We start from the raw sequence: 20,624 nt of genomic DNA on the forward strand, positions 1-20,624 counted from the left end.
CATGGCTTTTACCGATCCGTTCATCCGCCGCCCGGTGCTTGCCACCGTGGTCAGCCTGTTGATCGTGCTGCTGGGCTTCCAGGCCTGGAGCAAGCTGCCCCTGCGTCAATATCCACAAATGGAAAACGCCCTGATCACGGTGACCACCGCCTACCCCGGAGCCAATGCCGAAACCATCCAGGGCTACATCACCCAACCGATGCAACAGAGCCTGGCCAGCGCCGAGGGCATCGACTACATGACCTCGGTCAGTCGCCAGAACTTCTCGGTGATCTCGGTCTATGCCCGCATCGGTTCCAACAGCGACCGGCTCTTTACCGAACTGCTGGCCAAGGCCAACGAGGTCAAGAACCAACTGCCCCAGGACGCCGAGGACCCGGTCCTCAGCCGTGAGGCCGCCGATGCCTCGGCACTGATGTACATCAGCTTCTTCAGCAAGGAACTGAACAATCCGCAGATCACCGATTACCTGTCCCGGGTAATCCAGCCCAAGCTGGCGACACTGCCCGGCATGGCCGAGGCAGAGATCCTCGGCAACCAGGTCTTCGCCATGCGCCTGTGGCTGGACCCGGTCAAGCTCGCCGGCTTCGGCCTGACCGCCGCCGACGTCACCAATGCGGTGCGCCAGAACAACTTCCTCTCCGCCGCCGGTGAAGTGAAAGGCGAATACGTCGTCACCAGCATCAACGCCAACACCGAACTCAAGTCCGCCGAGGCCTTCGCCGCGATCCCGCTCAAGACCGAGGGCGACAGCCGCGTATTGTTGCGGGACGTCGCCCGCGTGGAAATGGGCGCCGAGAACTACGACACCATCAGTTCCTTTGGCGGCACGCCCTCGGTGTACATCGGTATCAAGGCCACGCCGGGCGCGAACCCGCTGGATGTGATCAAGGAAGTGCGCAAGATCATGCCGGAGATGGAGGCCCAGCTCCCGACCAACCTCAAGGCCGAGATCGCCTACGACGCCACCCTGTTCATCCAGGCGTCCATCGACGAGGTGGTGAAAACCCTGTTCGAGGCGGTCCTGATCGTCATCGTCGTGGTGTTCCTGTTCCTCGGCGCCCTGCGTTCGGTGGTCATCCCGGTGGTGACCATCCCGCTGTCGATGATCGGCGTGATGTTCTTCATGCAGTTGATGGGTTATTCCATGAACCTCCTGACACTGCTGGCCATGGTGCTCGCCATCGGCCTGGTGGTGGACGACGCCATCGTGGTGGTGGAGAACATCCACCGGCACATCGAGGAAGGCAAGACCCCGTTCGACGCCGCGATAGAAGGTGCCCGGGAAATCGCCATGCCGGTGGTCTCGATGACCATCACCCTGGCGGCGGTGTATGCGCCAATCGGCCTGCTCGAGGGCCTGACGGGCGCCTTGTTCAAGGAGTTCGCCTTGACCTTGGCCGGGGCAGTGGTGATCTCCGGGATCGTCGCCTTGACCCTGTCGCCGATGATGTGTGCCCTGCTCCTGCGCCACGATGAGAACCCCTCCGGGCTGGCTCATCGGCTGGACATGATTTTCGAACGCTTGAAGAGCCGTTACCAACGCATGCTCCATGGCACGCTCAACACCCGGCCGGTGGTGCTGGTGTTCGCGGTGATCGTACTGCTGCTGATCCCGGTGCTGGTCATGTTCAGCAAGTCCGAACTGGCCCCCGACGAGGACCAGGGCATCATCTTCATGATGGCCAACGCCCCGCAGACCACCAACCTCGACTACCTGAACACCTATACCGATCACTTCATTACCATCTTCAAGGAATTCCCGGAGTACTACTCCTCGTTCCAGATCAATGGCTACAACGGCGTGCAATCGGGCATCGGCGGCTTCCTCCTCAAGCCCTGGGACGAACGCAGCCGCACCCAGATGGAGATCCTGCCCGAGGTCCAGGCCAAGCTGGAAAGCGTGCCTGGCCTACAGATTTTCGGTTTCAACCTGCCCTCGCTGCCGGGCACTGGCGAAGGCTTGCCATTCGCCTTCGTCATCAACTCCCCGAAAGACTACGCAACGTTGCTGGAGGTTGCCGACCGGGTCAAAAAGCGCGCATTGGAATCCGGCAAATTCGCCTTCATGGACATCGACCTTGCGTTCGACAAGCCAGAAGTCGTGGTGGATATCGATCGCGCCAAGGCCGCCCAGATGGGCGTGTCCATGGAGGACTTGGGCGGCACCCTGGCCACACTGCTGGGCGAATCGGAGATCAACCGCTTCACCCTCGAGGGCCGCAGCTACAAAGTCATTGCCCAGGTTGAACGGCCGTTCCGGGACAACCCGGGCTGGTTGAACAACTATTACGTGAAAAATGCCAAGGGTGAGTCGCTACCGCTGTCGACCCTGATCAAAGTCAGCGATCGGGCGCGACCGCGACAACTGAACCAGTTCCAGCAGCTCAATGCGGTGACGATTTCAGGCTTCCCTATCGTGAGCATGGGCGAGGCCATCGAGACCGTCCGCCAGATTGCCCGTGAGGAAGCGCCGGTGGGGTTCGCCTTCGATTACGCCGGGGCTTCGCGCCAATTCGTGCAGGAAGGCAGCGCGTTGTGGGTAACCTTTGCCCTGGCCCTGGCAATTATCTTCCTGGTATTGGCCGCGCAATTCGAAAGCTTCCGCGACCCGTTGGTGATCCTGGTAACGGTGCCGTTGTCCATTTGCGGTGCCCTGATTCCACTATTCCTCGGCTGGTCGAGCATGAACATCTATACCCAGGTGGGCCTGGTGACGCTGATCGGCCTGATCAGCAAGCACGGGATCCTGATCGTCGAGTTCGCCAATCAATTGCGCAGGGAGCAGAACCTGAGCCCGCGAGAAGCCATAGAACAAGCCGCGTCGATTCGCCTGCGGCCGGTGCTGATGACCACTGCGGCGATGGTGTTCGGCATGGTACCGCTGATCTTCGCCACAGGCGCCGGGGCAGTGAGCCGCTTCGACATCGGCATGGTGATCGCCACGGGCATGTCGATTGGAACCTTGTTCACGCTGTTCGTGCTGCCTTGCGTCTACACGCTGCTGGCGAAGCCGGACAAGGCCTGAAGTGGACATCTGTGGCGAGGGGTTGATCTGACAGCCCAAAATAAAGGCCTCACACAAGGGAGGCCTTTATCTTGGTTCCGGGGCTTTCAACTCTGCGGCCTCATCCCTTGGGACAGGCTGAACATGAACAGCAGCAGGTCATTATCCGGTTGGATCGCCTCGCTGGCCTTTGCCACACGCGGCAAAGGGCAATATGCGCCCGCATTGGACGCACTGAGAACCTGCGAGCGGGGCTGTTCCCATACCGCCACCGCCATCGATGCAATTCCCAAGGCTCCGACTAAAAACACACCTCTAGCAATTTCGAGCTTCATTGCTATAAACCTTTGATAGCGCTGCCAAACGCCGCCTCATAAAAGTAGACGAGTTTTTTCCAGTCAGCATCGTTGAACGACGAGTGGCGCCGCAATTGTCTCAGGTCATGGGAAGCCGCACGCCGGGCCGTCAGGCGCTGGCGACACTTTTCAAGATCCAGCAGGGCCACCTCGACCTCGGCCGCTTCGCCCTCGCCTATGACCCGCACAAAAACGTGCTTGATGTAGAGGCAGCCATGCTGCCAGCGGCCTTTGTGCATGCGGGCCAGGTTCTCAGCCAATGCCTGGAGAACTCGATCATGCACCGCTTCGCCATGGCGCTCACGTCCGCCGGCGGCATACCAGTGCTCGATTTCCTCGAAGCCCTCCAGCGCATGGGTCACCAACAGCGCACGCCACTTGTGAACGGGGTCGCGCTGGGCACCACAGAAGATCAGCTCAGGCACACGGACATCCAGTCGAGTCAATGCCAGCAGTGCGTCTTGCTCACGCAGCACGGTCGGTCGACCGAGTGGATGCAACCAACTGCGATAAATATGCCCGGTTTGCCGCTTGGCATACAGCAACTCGCCGTCGTTGCTGTTGATCCGCTGCACGCCGCTTTCACCACCACGTCGCACGTTGGGCTCTTCCACCCACTCACCTTGCTGGTTCCAAAAATGTTCAAAGCCGTTGCGGGGAATGCCAGTAGTCTCTACTGCCTGCACAACCATGCTGTTACCTCTTGCGTAATACATAAACTCGCCACATGGCATAGAGCGGTAGGAAGTCCAGCCGTTCCTGAATGCGAAACCCAGCCTGTCGAAACTCCTGTTCTACTGTATCCGTTGGTAACACAAATCGATTCTGGTAGTCCTTCTGCCCACGAGTGCGCTCCAGACGCTTGCGTTTCCAGGCCTTGAAATTGCCATCGACCCACAACGAAACGATTACGCTGTCGCGGCTGACACGCTCGAATTCCTTCAGGATCGCCAGTCGATGCGCGGGTTCACCGATGTGATGCAACAAGCGCATGCAAAAAATGCTGTCGACGGCGTTATCAGGCAAGGCGATGTCGAACGCAGAAGTGTGCAAGGGCCGTACCCGTTTTACGACATCGGTCGGCTGAGCCTCCAACGCGGTGTTAAGCATCGCCTCGGAGTTGTCGGCGCCAACGATGACCCGGTTCGGTTTTTCCGCCAACAAGGGCCAGAAGCGCCCGGCACCGCAGGGCAAGTCCAGGACCAGGCCGGGGTCTCCGACGAGCGCCAATGCGCGCCGGGCCAGTTGTTGGTCCCGTCGGTTGGAAAGACGACGACTCAAGCCACTGCGGTGCTTGTGAAAATATTCCTTGGCATGCTGTTCGTTGTATTTCTCGGAAAAATCCAGCTTGATGGGTTTGGACATTGGCGGGGCCTCGATGACTGATCGGCCCCACCTTATGAATCGGGATGTCATGCCTTTGTGAAAATAAAGTCAGGTAAACGCTCCAATGTTTACAAGACTTTTCGGCACAGATGCTCAGCCCTTTGGATTCAATTCCACTTCGAAATGGCAACCGTTGGGCTCCATCGTACTGAGGCTCACCGTCCAGCCCTGGTTCTCGCAAATGCGTTGCACCAGGGATAACCCCAATCCCAAACCCTCGCCGCGCTTTTCGTTACCGCGCACGAACGGCTCGAACATCGCCTCGCGCTTCTCCTCGGGAATACCGACACCGCTGTCCTCCACCACAAATCCGGTGGAGGTCAGCGAAAGGCGGATGAATCCCTGATCGGTATAGTGCAGGGCGTTACGCAGCAGATTGCCCATCACGGCCGTCAGGAACGTGGCGTTATACAGGGTGTCGGCGGTTTGCCCGGGTTCGAAGATCAGCGTCAGGCCCTTGGATTCGATGGGCGCGCGCCATACGCCGAGGAGGTTCTCCGCCACTTGCCCCAGGGGCAGACGAGGCGACATGCCGTTGTCAGCGTGTTCGGACCTGGCGAGCATCAGGAAGGTTTGCACCAGTTCGCGCATCTCTTCGCTGGCCCGACTGATGCGCTCGACCTGGTTACGACCGCGCGGGTCCAGCGCCGGGTTTTCCAGCAGCAGTTCACAGGAAGTCGCCAAAACCATCAGCGGCGTACGCAATTCGTGGCTCACGTCACTGGTAAACAAGCGCTCGCGGGTCAGGGCCTGGCGCAAGCGTCCCAGTGTGGCGTCGAACGCCACGGCCAGTTCACCCACTTCATCGGCGGCATAGTCGGGGGCCAGCGGCGGCGCAAGGCCGAGCAACTGGTCGCGATGGCGCACTTGCCGGGCCAGTCGGACCACCGGCGCCATCACCCGGCGTGCCAGGACCCAGCCCAAGAATACCGCCAGCGCCAGACTGAGCACGAACCCCACCAGCACCACAGCGAACAGCACCCGTTCGCGCTCTTCGAAGTCGCTCTGGTCTTGCAGCAACACGTAGTGCCGACCGTCAACGATCTCGACCATGGCGTGATACGACAATTGCTCGCGAAACACCTCGTGGAAACCGCGCTCCAGATGACGCAAATCCTTGGGCAACTCGAAGTCCCCCGGGCCGCCGCTGAAATAAAACAACTGGTCGGGTTCCGGCCGATGGTTCCAGTCCGAGACGCTGTCCATCAGCAGCAGGCGTTGCAAATCACCGCCAAGCCCGGCCGAGATCAGTTTTTCTTCAACCAAATGAACCGTCGCCACGATGCCCATGGCGAACGCGCCGGCCACCAATGCGCTCATCAGCGCAAACGCGATGATGATCCGTTGGGCAAGGCTCTGCTTAAACTCCATCGCGGCCCTCGGCCAGGCGATAGCCGACGCCATGCACGGTGTGCAACAGCGGTTTTTCGAACGGCTTGTCGATCACCTGGCGCAGTTGATGAACGTGGCTGCGCAAGCTGTCGCTGTCCGGGCAATCGTCGCCCCACAACGCTTCTTCGAGGATCTCGCGGCGCAACACGTGAGGACTTTTCTGCATCAGTACCGCCAGCAACTTCAGGCCCACGGGGTTGAGCTTGAGCAGCTTGCCTTCACGGGTCACTTCCAGGGTATCGAGGTCGTAGCTCAGGTCGCCGACTTGCAAGGCCCGCCGACCACCGCCCTGGGCTCGACGCATGACGGCTTCGATCCGTGCCGCCAATTCCGACAAGGCAAACGGTTTGATCAGATAGTCATCGGCCCCGGACTTGAAGCCCTGCAGGCGATCGTCCAACTGATCCCGGGCGGTGAGCATGATCACCGGCGTATCGCGCCGGGCGTCTTCGCGCAGGCGCTTGCACAAGGTGTAGCCGTCGATGCCCGGCAGCATGATGTCGAGCACGATCAGGTCGTAATGTTCGGTCGCCGCCAAATGCAAGCCCGACAAACCGTCCTGGGCACAATCGACGGTGTAGCCCTTGAGCCCCAGGTAATCGGCCAGGTTGGCCAGGATGTCGCGGTTGTCTTCAACCAATAGAATTCGCATGGGCACCTCTGCGTGCACGGTTAACGGCTGGCTTGGCCCGCGCAGCTTACGGCCAAGTTTGGGTTACGGCTAGGGTTGTGTCCGCCATAGCAGCGCATGCCCCCCTGTGGGAGCGGGCTTGCTCGCGAATGCGTAGGCACATCCAACATTGAAGGAGGCTGACCCACCGCATTCGCGAGCAAGCCCGCTCCCACAGGGGCTGCGCCGACAGTCATTGACGAGTTTTTCACCCTGCATTCACGCCGCCCCAACGCAGCACAGACCAGACTGCGCGACACCGTCTTACGAAAACACCCACCAAAGGTATCGCCAATGGTCTCCACCGCCATCCGCCCCGCTTCCAGGCCGCTGAATTTATGGGTCGCCCTGGGCCTGCCTGCCGTCGTCGCAGCCATCCTGGTATTGCTGGAACTGACCACCCTGGACATGGACCTGGCCAAGCTGTTTTACGACCCAATGGCGGGTGGGTTTATCGGTCGACACAGTTTTTTCCTGGAGGACATCCTGCACGATCGAGCCAAGGAGGCAGTGATCGCGTTCTCCTTGCTGGCGGTCCTGGGATTCGTCGGTACGTTCTTCATCACCCGGCTCAAGCCGTTCAAGCGGGAACTGGGCTGCCTGGTGCTGTCCCTGGCCCTGGCGACGTCCTTCGTCACGCCGATGAAAGCGGTGACGGCGGTGCAATGCCCCTGGAGCCTGAAGGCGTTCGGTGGCAAGGAAACCTACAGTGAGCTGCTCAGCCCCCGCCCGGCCACGGACAAACCCGGTCGATGCTGGCCCGGCGGTCACGCAGCCACCGGCTTTACCTTGTTTGCACTGTTCTTCGTCCTGCGCGACCGCCGCCCGCGCCTGGCCCGCCAGGCCCTGATTTTCGCCTTCACGTTGGGGACAGTGTTCTCCTTGGGGCGGATGATGCAAGGGGCGCATTTCTTTTCCCACAATGTGTGGACAGCAGTGTTCTGTTGGTTGATTTGCCTGGGGTGTTACTACTACATCCTGTACCGACCGGCGGCCGTGGCTGATCGCGTAGCGCTGAACCAACCTGCCAACGCCTGAAAACGTCCCGGACAAACCCTGTGGGAGCAAAGCTTGCTCGCGATTGCAATGGCAGCTTCAGCATCCTGGCAAGCTGACCCACCGCAATCGCGAGCAAGCTTTGCTCCCACAGAGACAGATGGGTACAACTTCAAGCCTGAGACAAATCCAAGCCAATAAAAAACCCCGCCTGCTTTCGCAGGCGGGGTTTTTCGCTACAGGGGTAAGGCTGGCTTACATCATGCCGCCCATGCCACCCATGCCGCCCATGTCTGGCATACCGCCGCCAGCTGGAGCGTCTTCCTTGATTTCAGCGATCATCGCCTCGGTGGTGATCATCAGGCTGGCAATCGACGAAGCCGCTTGCAGAGCCGAACGAGTCACTTTGGCCGGGTCCAGGATACCCATTTCGATCATGTCGCCGTATTCGCCGGTAGCAGCGTTGTAACCGTAGTTACCCGAACCCTGCTTGACCTTGTCGACCACAACGCTTGGCTCGTCGCCGGAGTTGGCAACGATCTGGCGCAGCGGTGCTTCTACAGCACGACGCAGCAACTGGATGCCCACGTTCTGGTCATCGTTGTCGCCTTTGAGCTCGGAGATAGCCTGCAGAGCGCGAACCAGTGCCACGCCACCGCCAGGTACCACGCCTTCTTCGACGGCTGCGCGGGTAGCGTGCAGGGCGTCTTCAACGCGGGCTTTCTTCTCTTTCATTTCAACTTCGGAACCAGCGCCAACCTTGATCACCGCAACGCCGCCGGACAGCTTGGCCAGACGCTCTTGCAGTTTTTCACGGTCGTAGTCGGACGAAGTCTCGGCCACTTGTGCGCGGATCTGGGTCACGCGAGCCTGGATGTCAGCCTCGACGCCGGCACCGTCGATCACGGTGGTGTTTTCCTTGGACAGGATCACGCGCTTGGCGTTACCCAGGTGCTCCAGGGTGGTGCTTTCCAGGCTCAGGCCGATCTCTTCGGAGATAACGGTACCGCCGGTCAGTACGGCGATGTCCTGCAGCATGGCCTTGCGACGATCGCCGAAGCCTGGTGCCTTGACGGCAGCGACCTTGACGATACCGCGCATGTTGTTCACGACCAGGGTCGCCAGGGCTTCGCCTTCAACGTCTTCAGCCACGATCAGCAGTGGGCGGCCGGCTTTGGCAACGGCTTCCAGCACAGGCAGCATTTCGCGGATGTTGGAGATCTTCTTGTCCACCAGCAGGATCAGCGGGCCGTCGAGCTCGGCGGTCATGGTGTCCGGCTTGTTGACGAAGTACGGGGACAGGTAGCCACGGTCGAACTGCATGCCTTCTACGACCGACAGTTCGTTTTCCAGGCCCGAGCCTTCTTCAACGGTGATCACGCCTTCCTTGCCGACTTTTTCCATGGCTTCGGCAATGATGTCGCCGATGGAGTTGTCGGAGTTGGCGGAGATGGTGCCGACCTGAGCGATCGCCTTGGTGTCAGCGCATGGCTTGGACAGGGCTTTGAGCTCTTTGACAATGGCGATGGTCGCCTTGTCGATGCCGCGCTTGAGGTCCATCGGGTTCATGCCGGCAGCGACGGCTTTCAGGCCTTCGTTGACGATCGACTGAGCCAGTACGGTCGCGGTTGTGGTGCCGTCACCGGCGTCGTCGTTGGCACGGGAGGCAACGTCTTTGACCAGTTGCGCGCCCATGTTTTCGAAACGGTCTTTCAGTTCGATTTCTTTGGCTACGGAAACGCCGTCCTTGGTGATGGTCGGAGCGCCGAAGCTCTTCTCGATGATCACGTTACGGCCTTTCGGGCCCAGGGTCGCTTTTACTGCATCAGCCAGGACGTTGACACCGGCGAGCATTTTCTTGCGGGCGGAATCGCCGAATTTAACTTCTTTAGCAGCCATGATCGATATTCCTTAAATACTTTGTAGTAACGGGAAAATGGGCGGGGGAATCAGCCTTCGAGAACAGCGAGGATTTCGTTCTCGCTCATTACCAGCAGGTCTTCGCCGTCGACTTTCACTGTGTTGCTGCCGGAGTAAGGGCCGAACACAACCTTGTCACCCACTTTCACGGCCAGCGCACGTACTTCACCGTTTTCCAGTGCCTTGCCTGGGCCTACAGCGAGAACTTCACCGTGGTTGGCTTTTTCAGCAGCCGAACCTGGCAGGACGATACCGCCAGCGGTTTTCTTCTCTTCTTCGCTGCGACGGATGACGACGCGGTCATGCAGAGGACGAAGCTTCATTGTCGATCTCTCCTAATTTTTGGTTTTCATCGGCCGGTGTAGTCCCGGCGGGTTTAACAAAGCCGGCAGAGCCGGGTGCGGTTCGTCAGTCGAACCGCGGAAGTCTGTCCGGTGTCGCCACCGGAAACCTTGCGGTGACCGTTACATAAGGGCGTACAAGTGGATTACAAGGGCGCAAGCAGAAAATTTTTTACTTCACGCCGCCCAAAACGAACACGGCGCCCGAAGGCGCCGTGAAGAAAGCTTTACTTGGAATCCCGGTGTTCGAACTCGCCTTCGATCACGTTGGGCTCGCGCCCCACGGGCTCGCGCGGAGCCGGCCCGCCGCGGGGCTGGAGGTCATCGGCGAAAGCCCGTTGGCGCATCGCCTGCTCCTCGGCACGCTGGCGCATTTTATTGGCCAGCAACCGACGGGTGAACGGCAACAGCATGACCAGGCCCAGCACGTCGCTGATAAAGCCTGGCAGGATCAACAGGCCGCCACCCAGGGCCAGCATCAGGCCTTCGAGCATGGTCTGGGCGGGCAGCTCGCCACGGTTCAGGCTTTCACGGGCCCGCAACGCTGTGGCCAGGCCAGCGATGCGCAGCACGAACACGCCGAGCATCGAGCCGAGAATGACCAGCAGCAGCGCCGGGAAAAACCCGATCGCACCGCTGACCTTGACGAATACGAACAGCTCCAACACCGGGAACAGCAGAAAGAGCAACAAAAAAGGGCGCATCAAAGGGTTCCTCTACGCAAGAATGCCTTGCTATGAAAACCTAAATGACGTCGACCTTTCGTGAATTCAAGCGTCGACCTCGGCATTTTTTGGCCATTGCTCGGCGTGAGCCAGATAAACCAAGGCTTCGCGCACTTGTGTCGGCGTGTTGCAAGGCGTTGGAAACGCCAGCCAGTGCAAGCCCTGCCCGATACGCAGGTGCATGCCTTCGCTGTCGATGCCCACCAGTTGTGCCGGTTCGCTTTTCGGCAGGCCGGCCAGCTCAACGTAATGAGCGATGGCCTTGGCGTGATCGGCGTTCATGTGCTCGATCATGCTGGCTTCGGCCTTGCCGGCGAAGGGGTTGCCCAGGGTGAGTTGGTCGATCCAGTGAATGGCGCCGAAGCCGCCGATGTAGCGATGGCGCACCGGGTCGAGTACCCAGAAATCGAAATCATGCGCCTTGTGGTAGTTCTGCGAGTCAGGGAAATAGCGGTAATAACGCTCGGCGGCAGCCTCGATGGCGGCGCTGTCTTCGAGCTTCCGGGCCTCGGCCAGGTAAGTCAGGCGCCCGACGGCCTGCACATCTTCGGCGCCCCGCTCACCCACCAGCATCGAACACTTGGGGTCTTTTTGCAGATTATGCGTGTGCTGGGCGATGCGACTGATCAAGATCAGCGGCCGGCCTTCTGCGTCCAGGCAATACGGCACGACGGAGCCGAACGGAAAACCGGACATGGATTTGGAATGCGTGGAAAGCATTCCGCGGTACTCCTTGAGCAGCAGTTCCCGGGCATGCTTGGCAGCTTCAACGCTCAATTTATGACTCCTTTTATTAAATCCGTCTAGAAAGCGGTCAGGCGACTGGAGTAATGTTCCGATACACCTAGGGGACAATGCTCGTGTGCAGCCGGCTACACCGCCGCAAATCGAGAGTCCGCCCAAAGGGTCCTCCTCCACCGCTGTGCCATCTGGACATGAGAATGCAACTCACTGACAAAGTAATCATTATCACCGGCGGTTGCCAGGGCCTGGGCCGTTCCATGGCCGAGTATTTCGCCGGCAAAGGCGCAAAGCTGGCGCTGGTGGACCTCAACCAAGAAAAACTCGACCAGGCGGTAGCCGCCTGCGCAGCCAAGGGCGTCGAGGCCCGTGCCTACCTGTGCAACGTCGCCAATGAAGATCAGGTGATCGACATGGTCGCCCGGGTGGCCGAGGACTTCGGCGCGATCCACGGCTTGATCAACAACGCCGGGATCCTGCGCGACGGCCTGCTGCTCAAGGTCAAGGACGGCGAAATGACCAAGATGAGCCTGGCCCAGTGGCAGGCCGTGATCGACGTCAACCTCACCGGTGTGTTCCTGTGCACCCGTGAAGTGGCGGCGAAAATGGTCGAGCTGAAGAACAGCGGCGCCATCATCAATATCTCCTCGATTTCCCGTGCCGGCAATGTCGGCCAGACCAACTACTCGGCCGCCAAGGCCGGTGTAGCGGCTGCCACCGTGACCTGGGCTAAAGAGCTGGCGCGCTATGGCATCCGTGTGGCGGGCATTGCACCGGGTTTCATCGAAACCGAGATGACCTTGGGCATGAAGCCCGAAGCCCTGGAAAAAATGACTTCGGGGATTCCGCTCAAGCGCATGGGCAAGCCCGAGGAGATCGCCCATTCGGCGGCGTATATCTTCGAGAACGACTACTACACCGGCCGGATCCTGGAGATGGATGGTGGGTTGCGGATTTAATGCCCTGCACATAGTCAATGTGGGAGCGAGCCTGCTCGCGATGGCGTCGGGTCAGTCAGCCTGGATGTGACTGATACTCCGCCATCGCGAGCAGGCTCGCTCCCACAGTGGATAGGGTTTCAATCTATCAATCTATCAATCTATCAATCGTCGCTGACAGTGATGTTCGGCATCGCCGGCATGGCCGCTTCCTGCAACACGATCCGCGCGCCCACGTGGCGGGCCAGTTCCTGATAGACCATGGCGATCTGGCTGTCCGGCTCGGCGATGACGGTTGGCTTGCCGCCGTCGGCCTGTTCGCGGATCACCATCGACAGTGGCAGCGAAGCCAGCAATTCGACGCCGTACTGGGTCGCCAGCTTTTCCCCGCCACCTTCGCCGAACAGGTGCTCGGCATGGCCGCAATTGGAGCAGATGTGCACGGCCATGTTTTCCACCACGCCCAGCACCGGGATGTTCACCTTGCGGAACATCTCCACGCCCTTGCGCGCGTCCAGCAGGGCCAGGTCCTGGGGGGTGGTGACGATCACGGCACCGGCCACCGGGACTTTCTGCGCCAGGGTCAGTTGGATATCCCCCGTGCCCGGCGGCATGTCGATTACCAGGTAATCCAGGTCGCCCCACGCGGTTTGCGTGACCAGTTGCAGCAAGGCACCGGACACCATCGGCCCGCGCCAGACCATCGGCGTGTTGTCGTCGGTGAGGAAGGCCATGGACATGACTTCCACGCCGTGGGATTGCAGCGGCACGAACCACTTCTGGTCCTTGACCTGGGGCCGGGTGCCCTCGGCGATCCCGAACATGATGCCCTGGCTCGGACCGTAGATGTCCGCGTCGAGAATGCCGACCTTCGCCCCCTCGCGGGCCAAAGCCAGGGCCAGGTTGGCGGCGGTGGTGGATTTGCCCACGCCGCCCTTGCCCGAGGCCACGGCGATCACGTTCTTGACGTTCGCCAACCCCGGCACCTGGGCCTGGGCCTTGTGGGCGGCGATCACGCTGGTGACCTGGACGGTTGCGGCCATCACACCGTCCAGGCCTTCGATCGCCATTTGCAGCATCTGCGCCCAGCCGCTCTTGAACAGGTCGGCGGCGTAGCCGATTTCCAGCTGGACGCTGACGCGATCGCCCTGGATGTCGATGGCGCGCACGCATCCGGCGCTGACCGGGTCCTGGTTCAGGTAGGGGTCGGTGTACTGGCGAAGGACGGTTTCCACCGCTGCACGGTTGACGGCGCTCATGGGCAACTCCGATAGCAAGACTTGAAAAACAGGCCGCTATCCTACGCCGCGCGTGCTTTTGTGGCGACCCGATTACAGCAAGGCGAACACCTATTGTGGCGAGGGAGCTTGCTCCCGCTGTGTGGGAGCAAGGCTTGCCCGCGATGCAGGCGATGGGATTTTTCAGAAATCGAGGTGCCTGTTTCGCGAGCAAGCTTTGCTCCCACAATCCACTTGCCACAGGTTGTGCCTGTGGGGCCTCAGCAATGCATCCAGAAACAGGCCAGTGGGGTGAAATATATTTCCCGGCGCTTTATAGTGGCCGACCTCCGTTTCATCAAGTAGCCGAGCCCCATGTCCGAGCCACGCAAGATCCTCGTCACCAGCGCCCTGCCCTATGCCAATGGTTCGATTCACCTCGGCCATATGCTGGAATACATCCAGACCGATATGTGGACGCGCTTCCAGAAACATCGCGGCAACCAGTGCATCTATGTCTGCGCCGACGACGCCCACGGTTCGGCCATCATGCTGCGTGCGGAAAAGGAAGGCATCACCCCGGAACAACTGATCGCCAACGTCCAGGCTGAACACAGCGCCGACTTTGCCGAGTTCCTGGTGGACTTCGATAATTTCCACTCCACTCACTCCGAAGAAAACCGTGAGCTGTCGAGCCAGATCTACCTGAAACTGCGGGACGCCGGGCACATCGCCACCCGTTCTGTCACCCAATATTTCGACCCGGAAAAGAACATGTTCCTGGCCGACCGCTTCATCAAGGGCACCTGCCCGAAATGCGGCACCGAAGACCAGTACGGCGACAACTGCGAGAAATGCGGCGCGACCTACGCACCGACGGACCTGAAAGACCCGAAATCGGCGATTTCCGGTGCCACCCCGGTGCTCAGGGACTCCCAGCACTTCTTCTTCAAGCTGCCGGATTTCCAGGCGATGCTGCAAACCTGGACCCGCAGTGGCACGTTGCACGACGCGGTGGCCAACAAGCTTGCCGAATGGCTCGACTCCGGCCTGCAAGAGTGGGACATTTCCCGCGATGCGCCGTACTTCGGCTTTGAAATCCCCGGCGAGCCTGGCAAATATTTCTACGTGTGGCTGGACGCGCCCATCGGCTACATGGCGAGTTTCAAGAACCTGTGCGACCGTACGCCGGAGCTGGACTTCGACGCGTTCTGGGGCAAGGACTCCACTGCCGAGGTGTATCACTTCATCGGCAAGGACATCGTCAATTTCCATGCGCTGTTCTGGCCAGCGATGCTCGAAGGTGCCGGTTTCCGCAAGCCGACCGCCATCAACGTCCACGGCTACCTGACCGTCAATGGCCAGAAAATGTCCAAGTCCCGCGGCACCTTCATCAAGGCCCGGACCTACCTGGACCACCTGTCGCCGGAATACCTGCGCTACTACTACGCCGCCAAGCTCGGCCGTGGTGTCGATGACCTGGACTTGAACCTCGAAGACTTCGTGCAGAAGGTCAACTCCGACCTGGTGGGCAAGGTCGTCAACATTGCCAGCCGTTGCGCCGGCTTCATTCACAAGGGCAACGCCGGCGTCCTGGTCGCCGGTAACGCCGCGCCGGAACTGACCGACGCCTTCCTGGCGGCCGCGCCGAGCATCGCCGAAGCCTACGAGAGCCGCGATTTTGCCCGCGCCATGCGCGAAATCATGGCCCTGGCCGACCGCGCCAACGCCTGGATCGCCGACAAGGCCCCGTGGTCGCTGGCCAAGCAGGAAGGCAAGCAGGACGAAGTCCAGGCCATCTGCGCCCTGGGCATCAACCTGTTCCGCCAGTTGGTGATCTTCCTCAAGCCGGTGCTGCCGTTGCTGGCCGCCGATGCCGAAGCGTTCCTGAACGTTGCGCCGCTGACCTGGAACGACCACCAGACGCTGCTGAGCAACCACCAGTTGAACGAGTTCAAGCCGTTGATGACCCGCATCGATTCCGTCAAGGTCCAAGCCATGATCGACGCCTCCAAGGAAGACCTGGCCGCCAGCCAGACCGACACCGGCGCCCCTGCCGGCAACGGCGAGCTGGCCAAGGACCCGCTGTCGCCGGAAATCGATTTCGATGCCTTCGCCGCCGTTGACCTGCGCGTAGCACTGATCGTCAAGGCCGAAGCCGTCGAAGGGGCCGACAAGCTGTTGCGCCTGACCCTGGACATCGGCGACGAGCAACGCAACGTGTTCTCCGGCATCAAGAGCGCCTACCCGGACCCGGCCAAGCTTGAAGGTCGGTTGACGATGATGATCGCCAACCTCAAGCCGCGCAAAATGCGCTTCGGTATCTCCGAAGGCATGGTGATGGCGGCGGGCCCCGGCGGCGAGGAAATCTACCTGCTGAGCCCTGACAGCGGCGCCAAGCCGGGCCAGCGGATCAAGTAATACGATTCCCGCTGCACCGATCCCACAGTCGCCTCGCAGGTGGCTGTGGGATTTTCATATCTGGCTCACGCGCCCGGCGTGCCGGATAATGCCTAATCTTGTAACAGGCCCCTCGTCGCCAACACACCCATGACCGAAATTCTCCTCACGCTGCTTAGCGCTGTCCTGATCAACAACCTGGTGTTGCACTGGCCGCTGGGCGTCGATCCACTGCTGGCGGCCAGCGGTAGAAAACAGGTGCACGCCTTGGGCCTCGCGACAGCGTGCCTGATGCTGATCGTCGGCACACTGGGCTACCTGATCGATCATGGGCTGCTCGTACCGACAAACCTGACATCCCTGCGCCTGCTGGTCTGGCTGTCCTTGAGCATCTTGCTGATCGCCCCCTTGCTGCGCCTGCTGGCGCGCTGGCTGCCGACCCTGCCATTCGATGGGCTGTGGCCGCTGTTGCTCGGCAACGCCGGCGTATTAGGCGTGACGCTGCTTAACAGCCAGGATGACCGAGGCCTGAGCCACGCCATGGCATTGAGCCTGGGCGCCGGGCTGGGTTTCTGGCTGGTGCTGAGCCTGTTCGACGATCTGCGCCAGCGCACCTCCAATAACGCTATTGCCCTGCCCTTTCGGGGCCTGCCGATTCAGTTGATCAGCGCCGGACTGATGGCGGTGGCCTTTCTCGGATTGCGCGGGCTGGTCAAAACATGAGCCTGATTCAACGTATCGACGCCCTGCTGCCGCAGACCCAATGCGGCAAGTGCGGCCATCCCGGGTGCAAGCCCTACGCCGAAGGCATCGCCCAAGGCGAGCCGATCAACAAATGCCCGCCCGGTGGGCGCGAAACCATCGCGGCCCTGGCCGAGCTGATGAAAATACCGGTGCTGGAACTGGACACCAGCCGCGGCGCGGCCCCGGCGCAAATCGCCTTTATCCGCGAAGCCGAATGCATCGGCTGTACCAAGTGCATCCAGGCCTGTCCGGTGGACGCGATTGTTGGCGCGGCCAAGCTGATGCACACCGTCCTCATTGATGAATGCACAGGCTGCGACCTTTGCGTGGCGCCCTGCCCGGTCGATTGCATCGAGATGCGCCCCCTGCCAATGGCGACTGTGCTACCGATTGTCGGCGGCCTGGCCTTCAGCACCGAAGAGCAGCAGGCACGAACCGCCAAGCGCAATCACGCCCGGCGCCGTTTCGAACAACGCAATGCGCGCCTGCGCCGCGAAGAAGAACAGCGCCAGGCGGAGCGCTTGGCCCGTACTCAAAGGGCGGCGCAGGCCAAGGAACAGGAGCAGCCGCTCGACCCGGTACAAGCCGCATTGGAACGCGTACGCGCACAAAAAGCCGCCAGCGCCGATGCTGCCTTGAAAAAAGCCAAGATCGACCTGGCCATGAGCCGGGCGCAATTGAACAAATCCTTGAAAGCGTTCGGCCATCCGCCGACTTTCGAGCAGCAGTCGCAACTGATCGTGCTGCAACGCCAGTTCGAGGCCGCCGAGCGGGCCCTGAGTCAACTGGAGAACACCGCACCTGCGGTCACTCCAGCCCCGGCGCAGGTGCAAAACGCCGAGCTGAAGCGGGCCAAGATACAACTGGCGATGCGCCGCGCCGAACTCAGCAAAGCCCGGACGGCCGCGGTGTCGGATGAACAGTTGCAGGCGCTGGAGCAAGCGGTGAAGGATGCCGAACGCCAGGTGGACGCCCATGCCGCTTCCTGAGCCGGTGGACGAACGGCTGCGACCAGCGATGATGCAAGTGTTGCTGGCGACGCTGCCCGGCGTGCTGGCGCTGCTGTGGTTCCAAGGCTGGGGCGTGGCGCTCAACCTGCTGTTGTCCGGCCTCACCGCGCTGGCGGTCGAAGCGTTCGTGTTGCGTGTGCGGCAGCGACCGCTCAAACCCGAACTGAACGATGGCAGCGCGCTGGTCAGTGCCACGCTGCTGGCCCTGGCCTTGCCGGCGTATTGCCCCTGGTGGCTGACCGTCACGGCGGCCGCCTGCGCCTTGCTGTTCGGCAAGCACCTGTGGGGCGGCGTCGGCAGCAACCCGTTCAACCCGGCGATGCTCGGATACGCCTTGGTGCTGGTGGCGTTTCCCGCCCAGATGAGTCAATGGCCAGAGCCCCACGGCATGGGCCTACTTGAAGGTCTGCAGCAGGTGTTCGGCACTCATCCGGCAAGCGATGCCTGGGCCGGCGCGACCGCCCTGGACAGTCTGCGGACCAACACGAGCCTGACCATCGATGAGCTGTTCGGCCACGATCCGGCGTTCGGGCGTTTCGGTGGTCGAGGTGCCGAATGGGTCAATCTGGCCTTCCTGGCAGGCGGCCTGTTCCTGTTGCAGAAACGGGTGTTCAGTTGGCATGCACCGGTGGGCCTGCTGGCGAGCCTGTTCATCATCAGCCTGTTGTGTTGGAACGGGTCGGGTTCCGACTCCCATGGTTCACCGCTGTTTCATCTGTTCAGCGGCGCGACCATGCTCGGCGCCTTTTTTATCGCGACCGAACCGGTCTCGGGGGCCAAGACCCCGCTTGCCCGCCTGCTGTTTGGCGCGGGCATGGGACTGCTGATCTACCTGATCCGCACCTGGGGCGGCTATCCGGATGGCGTGGCGTTCGCCGTGTTGCTGATGAACCTCGGCGTGCCGGCACTGGACCGATTCGCCGAGGCGCGACAACGGCGACCGCTGACATGAAGAATCCCGGCGGCATGGCAATCCTGATCCTGTTGATTGGCCTCGGTAGCGGTGCCACTTACCTCACGCACCTCAGCACGACCGGGCGCATCGAGGCCCAGCGACAGATGCTGGCGAACAAGACCTTGCTCGACGTACTGCCCACTGCCCGCTATGACAACCAGCCGTTGGCACACCCCGTTTTCACAACCTCGGTCACCTTGGCCCATAGCACGCTGTTGGGCGGTTACCTGGCGACCCGCAATGGCCAACCCAGCGCCGTGCTGTTGCGTAGCCAGGCGTTGGGCTATGAGGGCGGTATCGAATTGCTGGTCGCCATCGATCCACAAGGCCGGTTGCTGGGTGTCAAGACCCTGCGCCAAGCCGAGACGCCCGGGTTGGGCGCGGCGATTGCCGGCTGGCCGAACGCCTGGTTGCAGACCTTCACCGGCAAATCCCGCCAGGCGCCTGATGACAGCGGGTGGGCCTTGAAAAAGGACCAGGGTCAGTTCGATCAATTGGCCGGCGCAACGGTGACGTCCCGGGCGGTGCTCCGGGCGGTTCATGACGCGTTGCGTTACTTCGACGAGCATAAGGCCCGGTTAACGGGAGTGTCTGCGGATGAATAAGCCATGGGGCCTGACACGGGGCCTGCTGCTCGTCCCGTTGGTTGGCGCTAGCCATTCATTGGTCGGCGCACTGGCACTATGGCTGGCCTGGGCGCTGATTCTCTCCTGCCTGGGCCTGGCAATGGGACTTGTCCGGCAGCGCCTGACGTCCGGGCAAAGGCTGCTCGCAGCGATTGTGCTGGCCACCACCCTGACCACCTGTACAGGTTTGGTCATTCAGGCCTGGGCACTGGAACTGTATCAACCGCTGAGCCTGTACATGGGCTGGATCGCCCTGAGCTGCGTGGCGCTGGAGCATGGGGGGTTCTTCGTTGAGTCTCGCCTGCGTGTGCGCCTGCGGCTGGTTGGGGTGTTCGGTCTCTTGATGATCAGCCTGGGCGCCATCCGTGAACTGATCGGCAGCGGCCTGCCCCTGGCCTTGCTCGCTCCTGGCGGGTTCATTCTGCTCGGGCTGCTGCTGGCGGCCCGACGGGCCTGGACGGCTGCCAAATCCCCTTCAATCCTCGAGGAAACGCCGCGCCCATGAACGCCGCAAAACGCCTGGAAATATTCCGTCGCTTTCACGAAGACAACCCGGAGCCGAAAACCGAACTGGCCTATTCCTCTCCGTTCGAGTTGCTGATCGCAGTCATCCTGTCGGCGCAGTCCACCGACGTCGGCGTCAACAAGGCCACGGCCAAACTGTTCCCGGTCGCCAATACCCCAGAGGCGATCCATGCCCTGGGCGTCGAAGGGTTGTCCGAGTACATCAAGACCATCGGCCTGTTCAACAGCAAGGCTAAAAACGTGATCGAAACCTGCCGCCTGCTGATCGAGCGCCACGGCAGTGAAATCCCCCAGACTCGTGAAGCGCTGGAGGCCCTTCCAGGCGTCGGCCGCAAAACCGCCAACGTCGTGCTCAACACCGCGTTTCGGCAGTTGACCATGGCCGTCGACACCCACATTTTCCGCGTCAGCAACCGTACCGGGCTGGCCCCCGGCAAAAACGTGGTGGAAGTGGAGAAGAAGCTGATGAAGTTTGTTCCCAAGGAATACCTGCTGGACTCCCATCACTGGCTCATCCTCCACGGTCGCTACGTCTGCCTGGCGCGCAAGCCCCGCTGCGGCAGCTGCCGGATCGAAGATCTATGTGAATACAAGCACAAGACTTCAGACGATTGAGGCGCTATTGCTTTTCTCGATCCATCGATTGAAAAAATCTTTTTTACCCGCTCGTGGTTT

The 20,624-nt window shown here is 61.1% G+C and carries 20 protein-coding genes; 10 read left to right on the forward strand and 10 right to left on the reverse strand.

Going from position 1 to position 20,624, the window contains the following annotated elements:
- The first annotated feature begins 1 nt into the window (after position 1).
- Positions 2-3,028 (forward strand): multidrug efflux RND transporter permease subunit, encoded by a 3,027-nt coding sequence (locus tag J3361_RS12705; RefSeq protein ID WP_207964890.1) that lies wholly within the window; start codon positions 2-4, stop codon positions 3,026-3,028.
- An 86-nt stretch (positions 3,029-3,114) separates the two neighbouring features.
- Here J3361_RS12705 and J3361_RS12710 read toward each other — a convergent pair whose 3' ends face one another.
- From J3361_RS12710 to colR, 5 genes are all read right to left on the reverse strand, one after another.
- Positions 3,115-3,342 (reverse strand): hypothetical protein, encoded by a 228-nt coding sequence (locus J3361_RS12710; protein ID WP_207964891.1) that lies wholly within the window; start codon positions 3,340-3,342, stop codon positions 3,115-3,117.
- Positions 3,343-3,344: 2 nt separating this feature from the next.
- The gene (locus J3361_RS12715) at positions 3,345-4,055 is read right to left on the reverse strand and encodes a lipopolysaccharide kinase InaA family protein (RefSeq protein ID WP_207964892.1); all 711 of its coding nucleotides are present in this window, start codon (positions 4,053-4,055) and stop codon (positions 3,345-3,347) included.
- A 4-nt stretch (positions 4,056-4,059) separates the two neighbouring features.
- Positions 4,060-4,728 carry a class I SAM-dependent methyltransferase gene (locus tag J3361_RS12720; protein ID WP_207964893.1) on the reverse strand — a complete coding sequence of 223 codons (669 nt, stop codon included), beginning with the start codon at positions 4,726-4,728 and terminating at the stop codon, positions 4,060-4,062.
- Between the two features lie 114 nt (positions 4,729-4,842).
- Positions 4,843-6,120, reverse strand: coding sequence for a HAMP domain-containing sensor histidine kinase (locus J3361_RS12725; protein ID WP_207964894.1), 1,278 nt, complete (start codon positions 6,118-6,120; stop codon positions 4,843-4,845).
- Positions 6,110-6,793, reverse strand: coding sequence for a two-component system response regulator ColR (gene colR, locus J3361_RS12730; RefSeq protein ID WP_024779529.1), 684 nt, complete (start codon positions 6,791-6,793; stop codon positions 6,110-6,112). The genes J3361_RS12725 and colR overlap by 11 nt, the downstream gene beginning before the upstream one ends.
- 312 nt (positions 6,794-7,105) lie before the next feature.
- Here colR and J3361_RS12735 point away from each other — a divergent pair, with 312 nt between their 5' ends.
- On the forward strand, positions 7,106-7,849 hold the full coding sequence (locus J3361_RS12735; RefSeq protein ID WP_207964895.1) for a phosphatase PAP2 family protein: 744 nt from the start codon (positions 7,106-7,108) through the stop codon (positions 7,847-7,849).
- A gap of 213 nt (positions 7,850-8,062) precedes the next feature.
- Here the strand turns inward: J3361_RS12735 and groL are convergent, their stop codons facing one another.
- The 4 genes from groL to J3361_RS12755 form a co-directional block, all read right to left on the reverse strand.
- A complete protein-coding gene (groL, locus tag J3361_RS12740; protein ID WP_053124505.1) occupies positions 8,063-9,706 on the reverse strand; it encodes a chaperonin GroEL in 1,644 nt (547 codons plus the stop codon).
- A gap of 50 nt (positions 9,707-9,756) precedes the next feature.
- Positions 9,757-10,050 carry a co-chaperone GroES gene (locus tag J3361_RS12745; RefSeq protein ID WP_003204913.1) on the reverse strand — a complete coding sequence of 98 codons (294 nt, stop codon included), beginning with the start codon at positions 10,048-10,050 and terminating at the stop codon, positions 9,757-9,759.
- Positions 10,051-10,295: 245 nt separating this feature from the next.
- Positions 10,296-10,772 carry an FxsA family protein gene (locus tag J3361_RS12750; RefSeq protein WP_014339863.1) on the reverse strand — a complete coding sequence of 159 codons (477 nt, stop codon included), beginning with the start codon at positions 10,770-10,772 and terminating at the stop codon, positions 10,296-10,298.
- 66 nt (positions 10,773-10,838) lie between these two features.
- Positions 10,839-11,570, reverse strand: a complete 732-nt coding sequence (locus J3361_RS12755; RefSeq protein ID WP_207964896.1) for a HugZ family protein — start codon at positions 11,568-11,570, stop codon at positions 10,839-10,841.
- A gap of 164 nt (positions 11,571-11,734) precedes the next feature.
- Between J3361_RS12755 and J3361_RS12760 the strand changes: the two genes are divergently transcribed.
- Positions 11,735-12,493: an SDR family oxidoreductase gene (locus J3361_RS12760; RefSeq protein ID WP_092201573.1), complete on the forward strand. Its 759-nt coding sequence runs from the start codon at positions 11,735-11,737 to the stop codon at positions 12,491-12,493.
- Positions 12,494-12,636: 143 nt separating this feature from the next.
- On the opposite strand, the gene apbC is transcribed toward J3361_RS12760, so the two are convergent.
- The gene (apbC, locus tag J3361_RS12765) at positions 12,637-13,731 is read right to left on the reverse strand and encodes an iron-sulfur cluster carrier protein ApbC (RefSeq protein WP_207964897.1); all 1,095 of its coding nucleotides are present in this window, start codon (positions 13,729-13,731) and stop codon (positions 12,637-12,639) included.
- Positions 13,732-14,064: 333 nt separating this feature from the next.
- Here apbC and metG point away from each other — a divergent pair, with 333 nt between their 5' ends.
- The 7 genes from metG (at position 14,065) to nth (ending at position 20,564) form a co-directional block, all read left to right on the forward strand.
- Positions 14,065-16,110, forward strand: a complete 2,046-nt coding sequence (gene metG, locus J3361_RS12770; RefSeq protein WP_207964898.1) for a methionine--tRNA ligase — start codon at positions 14,065-14,067, stop codon at positions 16,108-16,110.
- Between the two features lie 129 nt (positions 16,111-16,239).
- On the forward strand, positions 16,240-16,812 hold the full coding sequence (locus J3361_RS12775; protein ID WP_207964899.1) for an Rnf-Nqr domain containing protein: 573 nt from the start codon (positions 16,240-16,242) through the stop codon (positions 16,810-16,812).
- A complete protein-coding gene (gene rsxB, locus J3361_RS12780) occupies positions 16,809-17,822 on the forward strand; it encodes an electron transport complex subunit RsxB (RefSeq protein WP_207964900.1) in 1,014 nt (337 codons plus the stop codon). The genes J3361_RS12775 and rsxB overlap by 4 nt, the downstream gene beginning before the upstream one ends.
- Positions 17,809-18,795, forward strand: a complete 987-nt coding sequence (locus J3361_RS12785; protein WP_207964901.1) for an RnfABCDGE type electron transport complex subunit D — start codon at positions 17,809-17,811, stop codon at positions 18,793-18,795. Before rsxB ends, J3361_RS12785 begins: the two co-directional genes overlap by 14 nt.
- Positions 18,792-19,403, forward strand: a complete 612-nt coding sequence (locus J3361_RS12790; RefSeq protein ID WP_207964902.1) for an RnfABCDGE type electron transport complex subunit G — start codon at positions 18,792-18,794, stop codon at positions 19,401-19,403. The genes J3361_RS12785 and J3361_RS12790 overlap by 4 nt, the downstream gene beginning before the upstream one ends.
- Positions 19,396-19,929, forward strand: coding sequence for an Rnf-Nqr domain containing protein (locus J3361_RS12795; RefSeq protein WP_207964903.1), 534 nt, complete (start codon positions 19,396-19,398; stop codon positions 19,927-19,929). The genes J3361_RS12790 and J3361_RS12795 overlap by 8 nt, the downstream gene beginning before the upstream one ends.
- Positions 19,926-20,564, forward strand: coding sequence for an endonuclease III (gene nth / locus J3361_RS12800; RefSeq protein WP_186706318.1), 639 nt, complete (start codon positions 19,926-19,928; stop codon positions 20,562-20,564). The genes J3361_RS12795 and nth overlap by 4 nt, the downstream gene beginning before the upstream one ends.
- The last annotated feature ends 60 nt before the right edge of the window (positions 20,565-20,624 follow it).

This window comes from Pseudomonas sp. OA65 (genome assembly GCF_017498305.1).
Taxonomy (GTDB): domain Bacteria; phylum Pseudomonadota; class Gammaproteobacteria; order Pseudomonadales; family Pseudomonadaceae; genus Aquipseudomonas; species Aquipseudomonas zanjanensis.